General features: G+C 68.2%; 18 protein-coding genes. 13 read left to right on the top strand and 5 right to left on the bottom strand.

The features are described from left to right. Positions 1 to 48 precede the first annotated feature (48 nt). The 3 genes from AC3A3Q_RS08305 to AC3A3Q_RS08295 all read left to right on the top strand — a co-directional run bounded on the left by AC3A3Q_RS08305 (position 49) and on the right by AC3A3Q_RS08295 (position 2,167). Positions 49 to 597 carry an NADPH-dependent FMN reductase gene (locus AC3A3Q_RS08305; protein ID WP_487585794.1) on the top strand — a complete coding sequence of 183 codons (549 nt, stop codon included), beginning with the start codon at positions 49 to 51 and terminating at the stop codon, positions 595 to 597. Between the two features lie 111 nt (positions 598 to 708). Next, positions 709 to 1,515, top strand: coding sequence for an arylamine N-acetyltransferase family protein (locus AC3A3Q_RS08300; RefSeq protein WP_487585793.1), 807 nt, complete (start codon positions 709 to 711; stop codon positions 1,513 to 1,515). 40 nt (positions 1,516 to 1,555) lie between these two features. Continuing rightward, the gene (locus AC3A3Q_RS08295) at positions 1,556 to 2,167 is read left to right on the top strand and encodes an HD domain-containing protein (RefSeq protein ID WP_487585792.1); all 612 of its coding nucleotides are present in this window, start codon (positions 1,556 to 1,558) and stop codon (positions 2,165 to 2,167) included. On the opposite strand, the gene AC3A3Q_RS08290 is transcribed toward AC3A3Q_RS08295, so the two are convergent. Together AC3A3Q_RS08290 and AC3A3Q_RS08285 are read right to left on the bottom strand one after the other, a co-directional pair. After that, positions 2,151 to 3,578, bottom strand: a complete 1,428-nt coding sequence (locus AC3A3Q_RS08290) for an MFS transporter (protein ID WP_487585791.1) — start codon at positions 3,576 to 3,578, stop codon at positions 2,151 to 2,153. The genes AC3A3Q_RS08295 and AC3A3Q_RS08290 overlap by 17 nt on opposite strands. Further along, complete coding sequence (locus tag AC3A3Q_RS08285) at positions 3,575 to 4,573, bottom strand: NADP-dependent oxidoreductase (RefSeq protein ID WP_487585790.1); 999 nt, start codon at positions 4,571 to 4,573, stop codon at positions 3,575 to 3,577. Before AC3A3Q_RS08285 ends, AC3A3Q_RS08290 begins: the two co-directional genes overlap by 4 nt. A 64-nt stretch (positions 4,574 to 4,637) precedes the next feature. Between AC3A3Q_RS08285 and soxR the strand changes: the two genes are divergently transcribed. The 7 genes from soxR to AC3A3Q_RS08250 all read left to right on the top strand — a co-directional run bounded on the left by soxR (position 4,638) and on the right by AC3A3Q_RS08250 (position 14,072). Then, positions 4,638 to 5,090, top strand: coding sequence for a redox-sensitive transcriptional activator SoxR (gene soxR / locus AC3A3Q_RS08280; protein ID WP_487585789.1), 453 nt, complete (start codon positions 4,638 to 4,640; stop codon positions 5,088 to 5,090). Between the two features lie 111 nt (positions 5,091 to 5,201). Next, positions 5,202 to 6,392 (top strand): glycosyltransferase, encoded by a 1,191-nt coding sequence (locus AC3A3Q_RS08275; protein WP_487585788.1) that lies wholly within the window; start codon positions 5,202 to 5,204, stop codon positions 6,390 to 6,392. 383 nt (positions 6,393 to 6,775) lie between these two features. Next, on the top strand, positions 6,776 to 11,179 hold the full coding sequence (locus tag AC3A3Q_RS08270; RefSeq protein ID WP_487585787.1) for a beta strand repeat-containing protein: 4,404 nt from the start codon (positions 6,776 to 6,778) through the stop codon (positions 11,177 to 11,179). 115 nt (positions 11,180 to 11,294) lie between these two features. After that, positions 11,295 to 11,804 (top strand): DUF1993 domain-containing protein, encoded by a 510-nt coding sequence (locus AC3A3Q_RS08265; RefSeq protein WP_487585786.1) that lies wholly within the window; start codon positions 11,295 to 11,297, stop codon positions 11,802 to 11,804. Between the two features lie 47 nt (positions 11,805 to 11,851). Then, a complete protein-coding gene (locus AC3A3Q_RS08260; RefSeq protein WP_487585785.1) occupies positions 11,852 to 12,508 on the top strand; it encodes a DUF998 domain-containing protein in 657 nt (218 codons plus the stop codon). Between the two features lie 56 nt (positions 12,509 to 12,564). Next, on the top strand, positions 12,565 to 13,329 hold the full coding sequence (locus AC3A3Q_RS08255; protein ID WP_487585784.1) for a sulfurtransferase: 765 nt from the start codon (positions 12,565 to 12,567) through the stop codon (positions 13,327 to 13,329). A gap of 86 nt (positions 13,330 to 13,415) precedes the next feature. Further along, positions 13,416 to 14,072, top strand: a complete 657-nt coding sequence (locus AC3A3Q_RS08250) for a hypothetical protein (RefSeq protein ID WP_487585783.1) — start codon at positions 13,416 to 13,418, stop codon at positions 14,070 to 14,072. 57 nt (positions 14,073 to 14,129) lie between these two features. Here AC3A3Q_RS08250 and AC3A3Q_RS08245 read toward each other — a convergent pair whose 3' ends face one another. Further along, complete coding sequence (locus tag AC3A3Q_RS08245; RefSeq protein ID WP_487585782.1) at positions 14,130 to 15,383, bottom strand: TIGR03862 family flavoprotein; 1,254 nt, start codon at positions 15,381 to 15,383, stop codon at positions 14,130 to 14,132. A gap of 153 nt (positions 15,384 to 15,536) precedes the next feature. Here AC3A3Q_RS08245 and AC3A3Q_RS08240 point away from each other — a divergent pair, with 153 nt between their 5' ends. From AC3A3Q_RS08240 to AC3A3Q_RS08230, 3 genes are all read left to right on the top strand, one after another. Then, positions 15,537 to 17,180, top strand: a complete 1,644-nt coding sequence (locus AC3A3Q_RS08240) for a serine hydrolase (protein WP_487585781.1) — start codon at positions 15,537 to 15,539, stop codon at positions 17,178 to 17,180. Between the two features lie 48 nt (positions 17,181 to 17,228). Next, positions 17,229 to 17,684, top strand: coding sequence for a hypothetical protein (locus AC3A3Q_RS08235; RefSeq protein WP_487585780.1), 456 nt, complete (start codon positions 17,229 to 17,231; stop codon positions 17,682 to 17,684). A 127-nt stretch (positions 17,685 to 17,811) separates the two neighbouring features. Further along, positions 17,812 to 18,804, top strand: a complete 993-nt coding sequence (locus AC3A3Q_RS08230; protein WP_487585976.1) for an LLM class flavin-dependent oxidoreductase — start codon at positions 17,812 to 17,814, stop codon at positions 18,802 to 18,804. Positions 18,805 to 18,824: 20 nt separating this feature from the next. On the opposite strand, the gene AC3A3Q_RS08225 is transcribed toward AC3A3Q_RS08230, so the two are convergent. Both AC3A3Q_RS08225 and AC3A3Q_RS08220 read right to left on the bottom strand, forming a co-directional pair. Next, a complete protein-coding gene (locus tag AC3A3Q_RS08225; RefSeq protein WP_487585779.1) occupies positions 18,825 to 19,286 on the bottom strand; it encodes an FKBP-type peptidyl-prolyl cis-trans isomerase in 462 nt (153 codons plus the stop codon). A 136-nt stretch (positions 19,287 to 19,422) separates the two neighbouring features. Continuing rightward, positions 19,423 to 19,977: an SRPBCC family protein gene (locus tag AC3A3Q_RS08220; RefSeq protein WP_487585778.1), complete on the bottom strand. Its 555-nt coding sequence runs from the start codon at positions 19,975 to 19,977 to the stop codon at positions 19,423 to 19,425. Between the last annotated feature and the right edge of the window lie 13 nt (positions 19,978 to 19,990).

Below are 19,990 nucleotides of genomic sequence, written 5' to 3'. Positions count from 1 at the left end.
GTCGACGCTCCAAAAGTAGGCGGCGGACAATAACCCGTGGAGCCCGTTATGAGCCATTACCGCATCGCCGTGTTGATCGGCAGCCTGCGTCGTGAGTCGATCAACCGCCAGCTCGCGCATGGGCTGTTCAAGCTGGGGCCGGCGGATTTCGAGTTCCACGAGTGCCGCATCGACGACCTCCCGCTGTACAACCAGGACGACGACAGCCATCAGGCGGCGCCGGTGAAGCGGCTCAAGCAGGAGATCTCGGGTGCGAAGGGCGTGATGTTCGTGACCCCCGAGTACAACCGCTCCGTGCCCGGTGTGCTGAAGAATGCAATCGACCACGCCTCGCGGCCGTATGGCCAAAGCGCCTTCGCCGGTAAGCCGGCCGGCGTGATCGGCGCGTCGGTCGGTTCGATCGGCAGCGCGATGGCGCAGCAGCACCTGCGCAATACGCTGGCTTACCTCGACATGCCGACGATGGGCCAGCCGGAGGTGTTCATCCACGCCAAGGAAGGGCTGTTCGGCGATGACGGCCAGATCGGCGAGGGCAGCCGCAAGTTCCTGCAGGAATGGATGGACCGTTACGTCGAATGGGTGAAGTCGCACTCGTAGCGCCGTATCGCCATCACGAGCGCGGCTGGCACGAATGTGCGTTGCGCCTGCGTCGCGCACGGGTTCTGCTGCCGAGCCTAGAATCACCGGCAACGAGCCTGGAGTTGCCGCATGAACCTGGATGCCTACCTGCGCCGTATCGGTTACGACGGGCCGCTGCAGCCGACCGTGGACGTGCTCGATGCGCTGGCCTACCGCCATGCCACGACCATCGCCTTCGAGAACCTCGATCCCTTCGCTGGGCGTCCCGTCGAACTTTCGCCGCAGGCGCTGGAGCGCAAGCTGGTGGAGGAGGGGCGCGGTGGTTACTGCTTCGAACACAACCTGCTGCTGGCCCAGGTGCTGCAGGCCGTCGGATTCGAGGTGAGTGGCCTGGCCGCCCGCGTGCTGTGGACCCAGCCGGACGATGCGATCACTGCGCGCAGCCACATGCTGTTGCGGGTCGAGCTTGATGGGGATACGCGCCTGGTCGACGTCGGCTTCGGCGGCCTCACCCCGACCGCCAGCCTGGCCCTGCGCGAGGGTGACGAGCAGGCCACGCCGCACGAAACATTCCGCCTGCAGCTGCGCGATGGCGACTGGTGGATGCAGGGCAGGCTGCCGGATCGCTGGGCAACGCTTTACCGCTTCGACCTGCAGCGCCAGTACCCGATCGACTACGAATCGAGCAATTACTTCCTGTCGACCCATCCGACCTCGCATTTCGTCACCGGCCTGCGCGTGGCACGCCCCGTCGACGGTGGGCGCCATGCGCTGCGTGACCGCGAGCTGGGCTTCCATCGCCTCGACGGCACCAGCGAACGACGCACACTGGCCGACATCGACGAATTGCGGGCCACGCTGGAAGGCACGTTCGGCATCCGCCTGCCGCAGTCGCCACAGCTGCAGGCGCGGTTGGCCGGATTGTTCGCCACGTGAGTCACAATGGCGTGGCCCCCGCGAACCAAGACCCGTGCCGATGACCGTCGCGCTTCCACTGGACCTGCCGCCCGAGCAGCTCGACGCGCTGCAGGCCGCCTATGCTTCGCCGCCGCGTGCTTATCACAACTTCCAGCACGTGCAGGAAGTGCTGCGGCACTACCACGAGGTCGCCGCGGGCCCGGGCTGGCGGCAGCCCGCGGAAGTCGGACTGGCGGTGCTGTACCACGACGCCATCTATGAAGCCGGCCGACGCGACAACGAGACCCGCTCGGCCGAGCTGGCGGTGGCCCACGTCGCGCAGTGGTGGTCGAGCGCCGGCATCGATGCGCAGCGCGTGGTCGACCTGATCGAACTGACCGCGCGGCACGGCACCCTGCAGCCGGCGGATGTCGACGACGAAGCGGCGTTGTTCCTCGATTGCGACATGGCCATCCTCGGTGCCGAGCCGGCGCTGTTCGATGCCTACGACCGCGGTATCGCCGCCGAGTACCGCGGGCACGTGCCGGCGTGGTTGTTCAAGCTCAATCGGCGACGCTTCCTGAAGGCGCTGCTGGCGCGCCCGCGTATCTATCTCAGCGACTTCTTCCATCAGCGCTATGACACTCAGGCGCGACGCAACCTGCGCCGCGCGGTCACCGAGAAGCGTTGATGCGTGGCGCCAGCACGGCGCCAAGCAAGGCCAGCAGCGCCGAGAACGCGAATCCGGACAGATAGGCCCAGGACGGAGCCCGCACCAGCAGGGCGGCGAAGATCGACCCGCCCACGGCCAGCACGGTCGCGGTGAACAGCGAGTCGCACAGCTGCAGCGCCGATGCGTTGAGGCCTTGCTGCGTCGACGGCGACAGTTCCAGCGTCAGCACCGACAGCGTCGGGAACAGCGCGCCCATGCCGAAGCCGGCGGCGATCCAGCCGGCGATGCCGACGGCCACCGGCACCGACGGCGCGATCGACATCGCCACGCCGCTGACGCCGATCAGGATCAGGCACATGCCGATGCGCAGAAGCTGCGATGGCGTGAATGGCTGCGATGGCCGGCTGCGCCACCACGAACCCACCGACCAGCCGATCGCGCCGGCGGTGAGCACGGCGCCGGCGGCGGTCGGCGACAGGCCGCGCTCGCGCGACAGCAGCAAAGGCACGAACACTTCGGTGCCGAAGAACGCCGACGAGGCGATGCCGCGCATCGCGATCACCGTCGGCAGGCCGCGTGCGGCACGCAGCGTGCCGCGTGGCAGTAGTTGCCAGGCGCACGCGATCACACCGGCGACCGCCAGCACGAGCAGTGGCAGGGCTCCGGCATGGTGCTGCTGGCCGGCGTAGTGCAGCACCAGCGCGCTGGCGGCGGCGCCGACCGCCCAGGCGATGCGGTGTGGCTGCCCGGTCGTGACGTCATGACCTGCGCCTGGCGGCGCGCCCAGGCCACGCAGGGCCGGCAGCACGCACCAGGCCGCGACAGCTGCGATCAGCGGCACCGAAAGGAACACCCAGCGCCAGCCCAGGTGCTCGACCAGCAATCCGCTGATCGCCGGGCCGATCACTGCCGGCAACACCCAGGCCGCGGCGAACGAGGCGAAGATGCGTTGATGCAGCCGCGGCGGATACACGCGTCCAACGGCGACGTACAACGCCACCGACATCAAGCCGCCGCCGAAGCCCTGGACGATGCGGCCGAGAATCAGCACCGGCATCGACGGCGCCAGGCCGGCGATCACCAGGCCCAGGCAGAACCAGGCGATGCCCTGGCGCAGTGGTCGTGCCGGGCCATGCCGGTCGCCCCAGCGCCCGGCGACGACCATGCCGACGACCGAGGCGGCGAGGGTGCCGCCAAAGGCGAGTGCGTACAGCGGCAGGCCATCGAGCGCCTGCGCCACGGTCGGCATCGCGGTGGCGACGGCCAGGGCTTCGAATGCATACAGCGCGACGAGCGCGACCGCGCCCAGCGTGACACTTCGATAGCGGCGGTCGAGCAGGCCGCCGTCTTCCGCGCCGGTCGGGGAATCAGTTGCCGTGTCACCCGGATCGGCATGATCCGGCGGCAGGCGATCGGATGCGTCATTCACAGCGCATGCCCGAACGTGCTGTAGACCATCAGCACGACCTTGCCGCGCCCGTGCCCGTTCTCGACATCGCGATGCGCGACCACGGCATGCGACAACGGATAGATGTCGCGCACGTGCACGCGCAGGCGGCCGACGTCATGCAGGTCCACCAGCTCCTGCAGGCGCGCGCGGCTGCGCTCGCTGCGCACGCCGCGCACGCCCAGGCGCTGCACGTCCTCGAACGCCACTAGCGTGGCGATGCGGGAAGGTTCGACGCCCAGTGCGATGGACGCGTCCAGCGCACCGCGCCCGGCGGCATCCAGTGCCGCCTGCACGCCACCGGGGGAAAGTTCGCGCACGCGTTCGGCCAGGCCCGGGCCGTACAGCACCGGCTCGGCGCCGAGTGAGCGCAGGTAGTCGTGGTTCTCGCGGCTGGAGGTGCCGATCACGCGCGCACCGCGCAGGCGCGCCAGTTGCACGGCAATCGTGCCGACGCCGCCGGCCGCGCCGTGCACCAGCACGGTGTCGCCGGGAACGATGTCCAGCGCCTGCACCGCGGTATGCGCGGTCTGCCCGGATGCCGACAGCGACCCGGCTACGGCCCACGTCATCAAGACGGGCTTGGCGACCAGTTGGTCCGCAGGCACCACCACCGCCTCGGCGTAGGCGCTGGCCGTGGTCCAGCCCAGCACTTCGTCACCGGCGACGAGTCCGTCGACCTCGGCGCCAACGTGCTCGACGACACCAGCGAACTCGTTGCCGAGCTGGCGCGGGAACGGCGCCTGGCCGATGCCGCGCTGCGCGAACCAGCCGCTGCGGGTCGAACAGTCGGCCGGCTGCACGCCCGCTGCGCGTACGCGCACGCGGACCTCGCCCCGGGCCGGCTGTGGCAGTGGCAATTCGGCCAAGCGCAGGACATCAGGCGGGCCGTAGCTGTCGAACACCACCGCCTGCATCGTGGCCGCGGCCGGAACGGATCGGGCGACATAGCCGTCGCGCGCGTTGCGGGTATCCATGACTTGACCGGAATTGAACACGACGAGCAGGATAGAACCTCAACTTAAGTTGAGGTCAAGGGCAATGGCATCCCACGACGAGCTCACCGTCGGCGAAATGGCGCAACGCAGCGGGACGACGGTCTCGGCACTGCACTTCTACGAGACCAAGGGTCTGATCCACAGTCAGCGCACCGCCGGCAACCAGCGCCGCTACTCACGCGACATGCTGCGCCGGATCGCGATCATCCGCGCCGCCCAGCGCGTGGGCATGCCGCTGGCCAGCATCCGTGAAGCCCTGGCGAGCCTGCCGGAGGCGCGCACGCCGACGCGACGCGACTGGACGCGGTTGTCGGCGAAGTGGCGCGAGGAGCTCGATATCCGCATCCAGCAGCTGATCCAGATGCGCGACACGCTCGACGACTGCATCGGCTGCGGCTGCCTGTCGCTGGAGCGCTGCCGCCTGGCCAATCCGGGCGACGTACTGGGCGAGCATGGCGCCGGACCGCAGCGCTGGACCGACGTCCAGGAGGGCTGACCGCAGTTCCGGAACCCCCGTCCTGCAAAGGAACCGCGACTTTGTGACAAAACGGTAACGTTGAGCCTGTGGAATCGTCATGGCGCGGGCACGGGCCCAGGCGAGACCGGCATGAACATCCTGATGTTGTCCGACGTGTACTTCCCGCGCATCAATGGCGTCTCCACCTCGATCCGCACCTTCGCCCAGGGCCTGGCGCGGATGGGGCACGCGGTCACGCTGGTGGCGCCCGACTACGGGACCGGGCCGCAGTCCTGCGACGATGGCAACGAAGGATTCGAGATCCTTCGCCTGCCGTCGCGCGAGATCTTCTTCGACCCCGAAGACCGCCTGATCAAGGGCCGCGACCTGGCACGGGCCGAGGCGGCGCTGCGTGAGCGCGAGTGGGACGTGATCCACATCCATACCCCGTTCCGCGCCCACTCGCTCGGCGTGCGCCTGGCGCGCCACGGCGACTGGCCGACGGTGGAGACCTACCACACCTATTTCGAGGAGTACGTGGGCCACTACCTGCCGTGGCTGCCGTCCTCGCTGACTCGCCTGCTGGCCCGGCGCGCCTCGCGCCACCTGTGCCACGGCGTGGACGAGCTGATCGTGCCGAGCCGGCAGATGGTCGAGGTGCTGGACCGCTACGGCGTGACCACGCCGTCGGCGGTGATCCCCACCGGCATCGACCTGGAGCAGTTCCGCGACGGCGACGGCGCCCGTTTCCGCGCCGCCCACGGCATCTCGCCGGAGCGGCCGACGCTGGTGACGGTCAGTCGCCTGTCGCTGGAAAAGAACATCGGCTTCCTGCTGCAGGTCGTACGCAAGCTGGTCGCGGCCTTCCCGGACCTGTTGTTCCTGATCGCGGGCGAGGGCCCGGACGAACCACGCCTGCGCCGACTCGTCCAGGAACTGGGCCTGCAGGGCCACGTGCGCTTCTTCGGCAACCTCGATCGCCGTACCACGCTGCTCGACGCCTACCGCGCCGGCGATGCGTTCGTGTTCGCATCACCCACCGAAACACAGGGCCTGGTGCTGATCGAGGCGATGGCACTGGGGGTTCCGATCGTGTCTACCGCTGTCATGGGCACGGCGACCGTGCTTCGCGACGCGCGCAGCGCGCTGGTCGCCGAACCCGATGTCGAGGATTTCGCGCGCCAGGTCGCGCGCTTGCTGCGCTCGCCTGAACTGCGCGCACAGTTGGCCGCCGCCGGTCCCGAGGATGCCCGCGCATGGGGTTCGGAAGGCATGGGGCGCAGGCTCGAGGCGTTGTATGCGCGCATGGCGCAGCGTCACGAGCTCGTGCCTGCGACCTGAACGCAGCGGCGCCCGAGTAGCGCGGCATCGCAACACATAAGCACGTCAATCGCGAGCCGATGACGAGCAAGAAGCATGCCGGTGCAGGCGCATCTCATGCGTGAACTTTTTCACGGTAACTCCACGTCCAAGGCGTGAGCCTCCGTTCAAGCATGTGATTGCGATGCCTGCGTGAAGGAAGACCCCTGCGTCGTCGCGCGTCTGGCGTTCGTTCATCTGCGATGGGCGTTGAGGGAATCAATGCCACGCATGACCCCGGATGCGTCATCGGGAGGCCGCGAGGCGGCCGTCGTGCACTTATTGCGTCTCGCGAGACTGCGCTGACACGTGGCGGGCTTTACGGGACCCATTCGCGAATTTTCAGCTCGCATGAGGAGCCCGTCGTGAACACCATTCCTGGCGTGTATGAGAACCAAGGTCGTCGTCGTGATTCAAACGTGCTGCGGATTGCAGTCGCGCTGGTGTTTGCCGGGGCATCGCCACTGGCCTTGGCGCAGGCAGCGTGCACGGGCGTGTTCACGCAGACGGTGGCCGGCGCCGGCTCGTTCGCCTGCGGCAGCAATGCCACGGCGACCGGCGGTAACGCGACCGCGTTGGGGAACCTGGCCGTGGCCACCGATCCCGGGGCGACGGCCGTGGGCGCGGGGGCGACCGCCTCGGCCACGAATTCAGTGGCCCTTGGCACCGGCTCCGTTGCCGACCAGGCCGACACCGTTTCGGTCGGCACGGCCGCGGCGCAGCGCAGGATCGTCAATCTCGCTCCCGGGACCGCCGCGACCGACGGTGTCAACGTCAGTCAGCTCGACGCCGTCATCCAGGCCACCGAGGGCATCCGCTATTTCCAGGCCGACGGACTGGGCGACGGTTCGGACGATGCCATTGCCGTGGGTCCATTCACCATTGCCGCTGGCAGCAGCGCGTCGGCCAACGGTCCTGGCGCTACGGCGCTGGGCTCCAATTCCGTTGCGGCAGGTGAGGCCGCACTCGCTGTCGGTGCGTTCGCCAATGCCGCGACCGACCAGACTCTGGCGGTCGGCACCGGCGCGCAGGCCACGGTCCTGGGCGCGCAGGCCTTCGGCATCGCCGCCAATGCCAGCGCCGACCGCAGCCTCGCGGTCGGTGGCGGCTCGCAGGCGAGCGGTGCGACCAGCATCGCGGTCGGCAACGAGGTGGTGGCCAGCGGGATGAGCAGCGTCGCTCTCGGCTATCGCACTTCGTCCACCAACATACTCACCACCGCGATCGGTGGTTGGAACGACAGCAACGCCAACGGCATCGTCGAAGCCAACGAGGTCACGCTGGCCTCGGGCCCCGGCGCGATCGCGCTTGGTCCCGCTGCGCAGGCGACCAATCAGGGCTCGGTGTCCATTGGGGCAGACAGCACTGCCACGGCGGCAGCAAGTACCGCGGTCGGTACGATTTCGCACGCCACCGGGACGGGCAGTGCCGCGTTCGGTTTTGATGCCCAGGCCACGCAGCAGGCGGCGTTGGCACTCGGCGGTGGAGCGCGCGCCACGGCGGCCAACAGCACCTCGGTCGGCACGCTGGCGCAGGCACAGGCCAACAACACCATCGCGGTGGGCTTCCAGGCCGTCGCAGCTGCCACCGACAGCATCGTGCTGGGAACCAACGCAGGCGTTGTCGTAGCAGGCATCAACGGCATCTCCATCGGCAACAACAGCGCGGTCAATTCAAGCAACGGCCTGGCGGTCGGTACCGGCGCAATAGTCGCAGCGACCGATCCCAGCGGCACAGCGGTCAACAACGGCATCGCGATCGGCAACAACAGTCGTTCCAACAACTCCGATGCCACGGCGGTGGGCGCCAATGCGATCGCCAACGGCCAGAACAGCGTCGCCTTCGGCACCGCGGCCAATGCGCAGGGGCCGCAGGCCAGCGCGATCGGCCAGGGCGCACGCGCGATCGGCAGCAACTCGGTGGCATTGGGCACCTCGGCGCTGGCGCAGGGCAACGTCAGCACCGCGCTCGGCCAGAACGCGACCGCGACCGGTTCGCTCAGCGTTTCGCTGGGACAATCCGCCGACGCCACCGCCAGCGAAGCGCTGGCGGTCGGCAACAACGCGCAGGCGACCGCATCCAATGCGACCTCGCTGGGGCGTTCGGCCAATGCCTCGCAGACCGGTGCACTGGCGCTGGGTGCGGACTCGATCGCTTCAGCCGTAGACGCATTCTCCGGCGGTCGCGGCAGTGCCGCGGTCGGTGCCGGCAGCACCGCGCTCGGCGCGGCCAGCCGAGCCGCCGGGCCTGACGACACTGCCATCGGCAGCGGTGCACAGGTGCTGGCCGACCAGAGCACGGCCGTGGGTGCTGACAGCATCATCGCCGTCGGTGCGCTGCGGTCGTCGGCCTTCGGTGCGACCAGCAGTGTCACCGTCAGCCAGGGAACGGCGCTCGGATTCGGCAGCCGCGTGACCGCAGTCAATTCGGTTGCCCTCGGCAATGCTTCCCTTGCCGACCAGGCCAACACCGTTTCGGTCGGCACCGTCGGCGGCGAGCGCAGGATCGTCAACGTCGCCGCAGGCACCGCGCTGACGGATGCTGTGAATGTCAGCCAACTCACCACGGCCACCGGCAGCCTGCGCTACTTCAAGGCCATCGGACTGAACGACGGCACCGACGATGCGCAGGCTACCGGCGCGGCATCGGTTGCAGTCGGCGCCGGCGCCATTGCCGATCGTGACAACACGACGGCGCTGGGCACTGGAGCAAGGGCCACCGCCGCTTTCGCCACCGCGCTGGGTCGCTCCGCCCTCGCCAACAGCACCGCGTCGACGGCGCTGGGGCAATTCAGCCAAGCCGATGGCGTCAACTCGTTGGCCGTCGGCGCGGATTCCCGGGCGCAAGCCGACAGTGCTGTCGCGGTGGGGCAGGCGAGCGTCGCGGCAGGCGTGGGAAGCGTCGCGGTCGGATCGCGGGCGGTGGCCTCGGCCAATGGTGCGTTTGCCGCCGGTACCGCCGCCAATGCGGCAACCGACGGTGCAGTCGCGATTGGCCGCAACGCGGCGGCCGGCGGTGGCGCGTCGGTGTCCATCGGCGATGCCAATACCGCCAGTGGCAACGGCGCAGTGGCGATCGGTGATCCCAACGTGGCCACCGGCGACGGCGCCGTCGCACAGGGCCTGGACAATACCGCCACCGGCAATGGTGCACTGGCCATCGGCAACACCAACAGCGCGTTGGGGCAGGGCGCAGTGGCGCTCGGCTTCCAGTCGCAAGCGCAGCAGGCCGGGGCGCTGGCCCTCGGCGACACGGCGGTGTCGTCCGTCGTCGGCGCGGTCGCGCTGGGATCCGGGTCGGTCTCCAATCGCGCACTCGCACCGACCACGGGATCGATCCCGGCCGGTTCGACGGCGATTCCCATCGACACCACCGATGCGACGCTGCTGGGCGCGGTCTCGCTCGGTTCGGGTACGTCCTATCGCCAGATCATCAACGTCGCCGACGGTACGCAAGCGCAGGACGCGGTGACCCTGCGGCAGTTGCAGGGTGCGTTGAACGCGGTCACCACGACCAGCACCGCCTACTTCCACGCAAATTCGGTGCTCGGCGATTCGCTAGCGGTCGGTACCGATTCGATCGCGGTCGGACCGACCACCGTGGTCAACGCCGACAACGGCATTGGCATCGGCAATGGCGCCGTGGTCGACGCGGCGGCTGCGGGGGCGATTGCCATCGGTCGCGACGCGCAGGTGCTGCTCGCTTCGGGCATCGCAATGGGCAGCCAGGCCCAGGTCAACGCCGAACAGGGCGTGGCGCTGGGCGCGGGCTCAACTGCCAACCACGCCCTGAGCGTGGCATTGGGTTCGGCGTCGCAGACCACCGTCGGTGCGCAGAGCGGCTACACCGCCTATGCGCTGGCCGCGCCGCAGAACTCGTTCGGCGAGGTCTCGGTAGGCAGTGCCGGGGCGGAGCGCCAGGTCACCAACGTCGCCGCGGGCAGTGCCGTCACCGATGCGGTCAACGTGGGTCAGCTGTCGACGATGAGCCAGAACGTGGTGACCATGTTCGGTGGTGGCGCGGCGGTCGGCCCGGGCGGCGCGATCACGCCGCCCAGTTACACCATCGGCGGCAATGTGTTCAACGATGTCGGCAACGCCCTGGCCAACCTGGACGGTCGCGTGACCAGCATCGAGGTCAACGGCGGCGGCGGTGGCGGCAGCCGCGATCCGCGTTTCATCGCCAACGGCGGCAGCGCCACGGCCACGGCAACCGGGAACAACAGCGTTGCCGCCGGTGGTGGTGCCAGCGCGACCGCCGCCAACAGCGTCGCCGTCGGCGCGAACTCGGTCGCCGACCGTGACAACACGGTCTCGGTCGGTTCCGCCGGCAACGCCCGCCAGGTGGTCAATGTCGCGGAGGGAACCGCGGCGACCGATGCGGTCAACGTGCGGCAGATGTCGAACCAGGCGGCGGTTACGCTGAACCAGGCCAACGCCTACACCGACCAGCAGGTCAACCAGATCGTGGCCCTGCCGATGCAGGCGATCGAGGACCTGCGCGGCGAGGTCAACGACGAGTTCCGCGCCACCGACCAGCGCATCAACCGCCAGGGCGCGATGACCGCGGCGATGGTGCACATGGCCAGCAGCGCGGCCAACATCCAGACCCTCAACCGCGTTTCGGTCGGTGCCGGCTATGCAGAAGGCGAGGAAGCTTTGGCGGTGGGCTACCAGCGACTGGTCAAGCGCAACGTCTCGCTGTCGGTGGGTGCGGCATTCAGTGGCAGCGAGCAGTCGGCCGGCGTAGGCATCGGCATCGGCTGGTGACTGCGATGGCGTCCCGGCCTTCATGCCGGGACGCTATGTTGCGCACGGCAACGGCAAGGTCGGAGCCGTCGCCCTGTACCATGCGCGGCTACGTCAACCAAACTTGAGGCAAGGCATGTCCATTTCGATGTACGACGCGTCGGTTCCGGTGTTCAGGCAGATGCTCGGCGCCATGGCCGGCCTGTTGGAAAAGGCCGAGGCCTATGCCGCGGAGAAGAAGATCGACGGCGGCGTGCTGCTGCAGTCGCGCCTGTTCCCCGACATGTTCCCGCTTGTGCGCCAGGTGCAGATCGCCTGCGACTTCGCAAAGAGCGTGCCGGCGCGCCTGGCCGACGTCGAGGTCCCGGCCTACGACGACACCGAGCAGGACTTCGCCGAGCTGCACGCGCGCATCGCGCGCACGCTGGCCTTCATCGACGGCCTCGACCCGCTGCTGTTCGAAGGCAGCCACGAGCGCGAGATCGTGCTGCGCCCGGGCACGCCGAAGGAACGCCGCTTCACCGGTACGGCCTACCTGCTGCACTATGGCCTGCCGCAGTTCTACTTCCACGTTACAACCGCATATGCACTGCTGCGCCACAACGGCGTCGCGGTGGGCAAGCTGGATTTCATGGGCGTGCGCTGATCGTTGTTTAGAGACCATCATCAATTCGGATCGTGGGAGTCGGGGTGATGTCGGGCATCGATGTCTCCGTGGGAATCAAGTACAGGGAGCGGGCACTGGCCCGCAACCTGGGGACTGTCGCGCTGGTGGCCATCGCCTGGTTCGCCTTCACTTGCACCGTGCTGCAGGGACTGCGCGACGACCTCGACTGGGTCCGGGCGCCGCTGAGCTTCTACCTGATCGGCCCCTACGGGCCCTGGCTGCAATTTGCCTACGTGATCCTGGCCAGCGCGATCGCGGTGCTGGCGATCGGCTACTACCGCGTCACCGTTCCGGGCCCGGGACGGCAGACGGTGCTGTTGCTGTTCCTGCTCGGTGCGGTGGCGCTGGCGATCACGGCCCAGGCCGAGACCGACCTGGGTGGCGACCGCAAGCTGACCGTGGGCGCCATCATCCACGCCATCTCCGCGCCGCTGGCGTTCCTTGGCACGACCCTGGGCATGCTCGGGCAGTCGTGGCGCTTCCGAGCCGACCCGCACTGGCGGCGCTGCTTCGCCATAGCCTTTGGCCTGGCCGTGTTCTGCTTTGCGGCGCTGTGGATCCACGCGCTGTGGCGCGAGCTGCCGCGTGGCCTGAGCCAGAAGTTCGTGGTCCTGGCGATCCTGGGATGGCTCGCCCTGGCCGCTGCGTGGCTTCGCCAGCCGCCGTCGATGAATCCAGATTAATCAATGACTTGGGCGGCGGGTCGGAGGTCCGCCCGGCGGCGCTTACAATGCGCACCATGCTGCTCAATATCGCCGCCTACCACTTCACCCCCATCCCGCACCCCGAAGACCTTGCCGCCCAGCTGCATTCGCGCGCCGAGGCGGCCGGGCTGCGCGGCTCCATGCTGGTGGCGGGCGAGGGCATCAACCTGTTCCTGGCCGGCACGGACGAAGCCATCCACGGCTTCCTCGATGCGCTGCGTGCGCAGGAAAGTTTTGCCGACCTCATCGTCAAGTTCAGCCGCAGCCGGCGCCAGCCGTTCGCGCGGCTGAAGGTAAAGGTCAAGCCGGAGATCATCGCCTTCCGCCGCGACAACGCCTCGCCGCTGACCGGCCGGGCGCCGGCAGTGATGCCCGAGACGCTGGCGCGCTGGCTCGACCAGGGCCACGACGACGCGGGCAAGCGCGTGGTGATGCTCGACACGCGCAACCGCGAGGAGTTCGGCTACGGCACCTTCAGCGATGCGTTGACGCTGCCGATCGACAACTTCACCGACCTGCCGCAGGCGCTGGAACCGCACCGCGATGCGCTCGGCGACGCCACGGTGGTCAGTTTCTGCACCGGCGGCATCCGCTGCGAGAAGGCCGCGTTGTGGATGCAGGCCGAGGGAATGAGCAACGTATTGCAGCTCGATGGCGGGATTCTGGGTTACTTTGAACGCGTTGGCGGACGCCACTACGACGGTCGCTGCTTCGTGTTCGACGAGCGCGTGGCGCTCGACCCGGAACTGAAACCGCTGATTGATGGCGTGATGGATGACGCGATCGACGACGCTGCCTGAGGGCAGTTCGAACCCGGCACGGCGTTACTCGCCAGAGGTTGCCGAGGGCGCGCCAGCGCCGTGGACCATGACAAGTGAGGACACTGATGGCATCTGCACGAGCGGTGAGTAAAGCGATCCCCAGCCTTCGCGCCTGCGGCGCCTTGACCATGGTGGTCGCCGCCACGTTGCTGCTGGCCGCATGCGAGAAGCAGGCGCCGGTCAACAGCGCTCCGCCGGAAGAAATCACCGCCCCTGCACCGGCGGCCAATCCGCAACCTGACGTCAACGCAGAGCCGGTCGAGCGCGCCGCGCCGCCGATGGTCAAGGCCGTGGCGATGGGAGAGTTCGAGCCGGGCAATCCGGTGGCGACGGCGGTGACGGGCAAGCTGACCATCGAAGACAACATGATGCGCGGCGACAACGGCGCCAGCTTCACCACCGAGCGCGTGGCGATCGTCAACGGCGCCGACCAGTACTCGGCCGGAAATACATTTGCCCAGGCGATGATGGTGCCGGCCGATCAGGAAATCGAACTGCGCCGCGTGCTCGAGCAGACCCCGCCGACGCAGATGCCGTCCAACGCCATGTGCGGCGGCAACCCGACCGGTTTCATCGCGCTGGCCAAGGTGACGGATGCTAACGGCGAAACGGTCAAGGTCATCGGCCTGAAAGGCACCGACATGCCGGCTGCCAGCGCCAAGGGCATCGAACTGTGTGCGAGCACGATGTACCTGCCTGTCGCTGCACCCCCCAAGGGCTGACCCGGTAGGAGCGAGCTTGCTCGCGATGCTCCGCGCCGATCGCGAGCAAGCTCGCTCCTACGAATGGGAGTCTTGCAGCCACGCGACCGCGCCGCGTGCGGCCCGCAATCCGCTGGCGAAGCACGCAGTGAGCAGATAGCCGCCAGTCGGCGCTTCCCAGTCGAGCATCTCGCCGGCGCAGAACACGCCGGGCATCGAACGGATCATCAACGACTTGTCGAGCGCCTCCAGCCGCACGCCACCGGCGCTGCTGATTGCTTCGGCAATCGGCCGCGGACGCAGCAGACGCAATGGCAGGCGCTTGATCGTTCGCGCCAGCGTCGCATCGTCGTGCAACCCTTCCTTGCCCAGCACCTCATGCAGCAGGCCGGATTTGACGCCGGTGATGCCGGCATGGCGTCGCAGGTGCTCGCTCAGGCTGCGCCCGCCGCGCGGCCGGGAGAGGTCGTGCTGCAGGCGTTGCAGATCGCGTCCCGGCGCCAGGTCCAGCTCGATGCGGGCCTCGCCGTTGGCCGCGATCGCATCGCGCAGGGTCGCCGACAGCGCGTAGACCAGGCTGCCTTCGATACCGGTCGCGGTGACGACGCATTCGCCTTGCAGTGCGTGTTCCGCGCCGGCATCGTCGCGCCAGTGGGCGATGACTGGCTTCAACGGCGCGCCGGCGTGGCGACCGGCGAAGTGCTCGCTCCAGCCGACGTCGAAACCGCAGTTGGACGGTTGCAGCGGGGCGACATCGACGCCACGCGTGCGCAGCAGATCCTCCCAGGTGCCGTCGGAACCCAGCTCCGGCCAGCTGCCACCGCCGAGCGCGAGCACGGTCGCGTCGGCGGCGAATGCCTGTTCGCCATCGGGCGTTTCGAAGCGCAGGACGCCGTCGTCGTTCCAGCCCAGCCAGCGGTGCTGGACGTGGAAGCTCACGCCCTGTTCGCGCAGCCGTCTCACCCAGCCACGCAGCAGTGGGGCGGCCTTGCGGTCCATCGGGAAGACGCGGCCGGACGTGCCGACATAGGTGTCGATGCCGAAGCCGTCGCGTGCCCATTCCCGCAACGCGTCCGCATCGAAATCGTCGAGCCAGGCGGCGATGTCGTCGCGACGTGATCCGTAGCGCGCGTCGAATCCGGGGCGCGGTTCGCCGTGGGTGAGGTTGAGGCCGCCCTTGCCGGCGATCAGGAACTTGCGGCCCACCGAGCCCTTGGCCTCGAACAGGTCAACCTGCAGCCCGGCCGCGCGCGCGACTTCGGCCGCCATCAAGCCGGCGGGGCCGCCACCGATGATGGCCAGGCGTGCGGGAGTGCGGGGCGGGGCGGGCATTGGCAAGGCAGCTGCAGGGTGGGGAAGAGCGGAATTATGCCTGCTTGCCTGGCAAGCGCCTCTTTCCTGCAAGGGGCAGGGCAAGGCGAAAGGGGTTGGGATCGCGTCCCTGTTTGGCTAAGGTGGCTGCAACCCTGGGGAGCAGACCACCGCATGTCTTTGCGATTGATTCCGGCGCGCGGCGCCGTATTGGGCCTGGCGCTGATGGCGCAGGGCATGGCAGTGGCGCAGGAAGCTCCCGCAGCGACGACGCTGCCGCCGCAGTTGCAGGACTTCGATGCCTATGTCGAAGGCGTGCGCAAGCAGTTCGATGTCCCCGGCGTCGCCGTGGCCATCGTCAAGGATGGCCAGGTCGTGCTCGAGCGTGGCTTTGGTTCGCGTGAAGTCGGCAAGGACGGCAAGACCCAGCCGGTCGACGCCAACACCCTGTTCGCCATCGCCTCCAATACCAAGGCGTTCACTGCAGCGGCGCTGTCGATCCTCGCCGACGAAGGCAAGCTCAACCTCGACGATCGCGTCACCGACCACCTGCCGTGGTTCCGCATGTCCGACCCGTACGTGACCCGCGAGATGCGCGTGCGCGACCTGCTCGCGCATCGCAGCGGCCTGGGCCTGGGCGCGGGCGACCTGCTGTACTGGCCCGGCACCGACTACAGCACCGAAGAGGTCGCACGCCGGCTCAAGGACGTGCCCCTGACCGGCAGCTTCCGCGGCCAGTACGCCTACGACAACATCCTGTACGGCGTGGCGCAGCTGGTGATCGAGAAGGCCAGCGGCCAGTCCTATGCGCAGTTCCTGCAGCAGCGCATCTTCAATCCGCTGGGCATGCGCGACACGCGCTTCAACAGCGACGCGTTGCGTCCACGCGACAACGTCGCCACCGGCTACGCCAAGGCCGACTTCAAGGACCTGCAACCGGCGCCGCGCATGTCGTGGGGCAATGTCTCCGGTGCCGGCGGCATCTATTCCAGCGTGCACGACATGAGTCGCTGGATGAACATGCAGCTCGCCGGCGGCACCTACCGTGATGCACGCGGCACCGAACACCGGGTGTTCAGCGAGGAGCGCCAGCAGGGCATGTGGTCGGTGCTGACGCCCATTCCGATCGCCAAGCCGTCGGTGCCGGAACTGGAAGCGGCCAAGCCCAACTTTCTTGGCTACGGCGAGGGTTGGCAACTGTCCGACTACCGCGGCAGCAAGCTGGTCTGGCACACCGGCGGCTGGCCGGGCATGGTCTCGCGCCTGACCCTGGTGCCGCAGCACAAACTGGGCGTGATCGTGCTGACCAACGCCGAGGTCGGCGGGGCATTCAACGCGGTCACCTTGCGCGTGCTCGATGCCTACCTCGATGCGCCAAAGACCGACTGGAGCGCCGCCTACGCCGCCGCCCTGGCCAAGTCGAAGGGCAAGGCCGACGAGGACTGGCAGAAACACCTGGACGCGCGCGCGTCCGCCGCGCCGCCGTCGCTGCCGCTGGCACGCTATGCGCGCACCTACCGCGACCCGTGGTACGGCGACGTGCTCGTCGAGCAGCGCGGCGACAAGCTGGTCATGCGCTTCAGCCGCACCCCGGAACTGGTGGGCGAACTCACGCCCTGGCAGCACGACACCTTCGTGGTCCGCTGGAACGAGCGCTGGCTCAATGCCGATGCCTTCGTCAGCTTTGCCCTGGATGCCGATGGCGGAATACGCGAAGCGCGCATGGAAGCGATCTCGCCGTTGACCGACTTCAGCTTCGACTTCCAGGACCTGCGCCTGGTGCCTGTGGCCGAAGGCGGCGGCAAGGCATCGGGGTAACGTTTGCTGCTCACAATCACCTCACGGCGATCGCAGGAGGCTGTTGCAATGGACGACGACCAGCGCTGGTGGCAGGACACGCAGGACATCCCGCGCCTGGTGCGGGCGATCTACGAGTGCATTTCCGGTCCGGCCGGGGCGCCGCGGGATTGGCCGCGCTTCCGCTACCTGCAGCATCCGCAGGCCCGCAGCCTGCGCACCGTCGTGGACGCCGATGGCAGTACGCGGGCGATGGTGTTCGACGTCGACAGCTACATCCTGGACGTGGCGCCGTTCTTCGCCGCCAACGATTTCCATGAGGTCGAGGTCGACCAGCGCATCCAGCGCTATGGCCAGGTCGCCCACGTCTGGAGCCGTTACGAAGCGCGGCCGGCGGCGGACTCGCCGGTGCTGCTCAAGCGCGGCGCCAACAGCATCCAGCTGTGCCACGAACATGGGCGCTGGTGGGTGTTCAGCACCATCTGGGACAACGATCGCGAAGGTGTAGTGTTCGATTTGTGGTGATTCCTCCGCTGGCGCGTCGCTGCAATGCTGCTCGCACACGGTTGGAACACTGACGCTCTGGAGTCGCCTCGATCCGCCCCCAGATCGTCGGTTCGCGCCAAGGAGTGCCCCCATGATTCATGCTCCAGTGATTCCATTCTCCGTCCTCGACCTGGCCCCGATCACCGAAGGCAGTGACGCCGCACAGGCCTTCGCCAACAGCCTCGAACTCGCCCAGCTTTCCGAGCGCCTGGGTTATCAGCGCTACTGGCTGGCCGAGCACCACAACATGCCGGGCATCGCCAGCGCCGCCACGGCGGTGCTGATCGGCCACATCGCCTGCGGCACCAAGTCGATTCGCGTCGGGGCCGGTGGCGTCATGCTGCCCAACCACGCGCCGCTGCAAGTGGCCGAGCAGTTCGGCACGCTGACGGCGCTGTATCCGGGTCGCATCGATCTGGGGCTGGGGCGTGCGCCGGGCACCGACCACGCCACCGCGCATGCTTTGCGTCGCTACTTCGAAGCCGCCGACATGTTTGCCCAGGACGTGGTCGAGCTGCTGCATTACTTCGAACCGGCGCAACCCGGCCAGGCCGTGCGCGCCGTGCCCGGTGCCGGCATCGAAGTGCCGGTGTGGCTGCTGGGGTCGAGCCTGTTCTCGGCACGCCTGGCCGCGCAGCTCGGGTTGCCGTTCGCGTTCGCCTCACATTTCGCACCCGATGCGATGGACATGGCGCTGTCCTCGTACCGGCGCGAGTTCCAGCCGTCCAAGCGCCTGGAGCAGCCTTACGCGATGCTGGCGCTCAACGTGGTCGGCGCGGAAACCGATGTGCAGGCGCGCCGGTTGTTCACCACCCAGCAGCAGGCGTTCGTCAACCTGCGTCGCGGCAAGCCGGGGTTGATCCCGCCGCCGATCGAAGACATCGAGTCGTACTGGACACCGCTGGAAAAGAGCGGCGTCGAGCAGGCGCTGGCGTGCGCGGTGGTCGGCGACGAGAACACGGTCCGTGACGGAATCGCCGCCTTCATCGAGCGTCACCGTCCCGACGAACTGATGATCACCGCCAACGTGTTCGATCACGCCGCGCGGCTGCGCTCGTTCGAGATCGCCGCCAAGGCACGCGAATCAATAGCCGCCTAAAACGGGGTCAGAGTACCTTTTCAGGGGCGTGCCGATGGGCTGCCGTGCTCGCGCACGTCGAGCAACTCGACTTCGAACACCAGTGATCCGTTCGGCGGAATGACGCCGCCCGCGCCGGCGCTGCCGTAACCGTAGGCGGACGGAATCATCAGCACGCGGCGACCGCCGACGCGCATGCCGGCCACACCTTCATCCCAAGCGCGGATGACGCGGCCGGCACCGAGCAGGAAGGTGAAGGGCTGATTGCGATCGCGCGAACTGTCGAATTTGCTGCCGCGACCGTCGGCGGCCTTCTGCTCGTAATTCCAGCCGGTGTAATGGACGGTCACGTCCTGGCCGGACTTGGCGACCGCGCCGGTGCCGACCTGCTGGTCGATCGCCTCGAAGCGGGCGATGGTGCCGCCGGGCGGCGGGCCCGGATCGGCGCAGGCGGCGAGGGCGGACAAGACGAAGATGACGAGGAGGCGCGACGCGGTTTTCATCGCAATAGCGTAGCGGCTTTCAAACCGGGGCCTCAAACCGGGGTCAGCCTCAAACCGGGGTCAGAGTACCTTTTCGCGAGAAAAGGTACTCTGACCCCGGTTTGGTTTGCTCTGACCCCGGTTTGAGGCCACAGGCTCACTCGCGCGGAAGCCGCTGCTCGTACTCGGCCTCGACGCGTGTGTGCGTTGCCCAGAACCCGGGTGGCGTACGACCGGCGAGGCGGTCGGCGAGGATGCCCAGGTGCGTGTGCCAGCCCGCGGCGACGCTGGTCATGTCGTTGCGAGTTGCCAGGCGACTGTGCGTGACGACCAGTTGCACATCCTTGCCGCGCGGTGTGAGTTCGAAGCGCACCTGTGAATCCGAGTCGGCCTCGCCCCAGGTGTATTCCAGCAGTCGTGGCGGATCGCAGGCGATGATGCGGCCGCGCATCTGGCTTGGGCCTGCGTACTGCGCGTACTTCTGCGGTGGCGGCTCGTCGTTCTCGGTCAGTTCCGAGTTGCGGAACTCCATGTCGACCCGGCCACCGGCGCGCAGCTCCATTTCGCCGGAGGCGAGCCAGCTGCCGCGCTTGTCCGACTCGGTCAGGTAAGCCCAGACGCGTTCGATCGGCCCCGGAAGGGTGCGCTCGATGCGCACGGTGTCGGCCGCGGTGACGACACCGAAATCATCGTTGGGGAGTGATGGGGGCATCTGGAACTCCTGC

The sequence above is a fragment of the Lysobacter sp. Soil_C_59 genome (genome assembly GCF_057656415.1).
The sequence above is the reverse complement of the archived record's forward strand: the minus strand, read 5'-3'. Positions and strand labels throughout refer to the sequence as shown.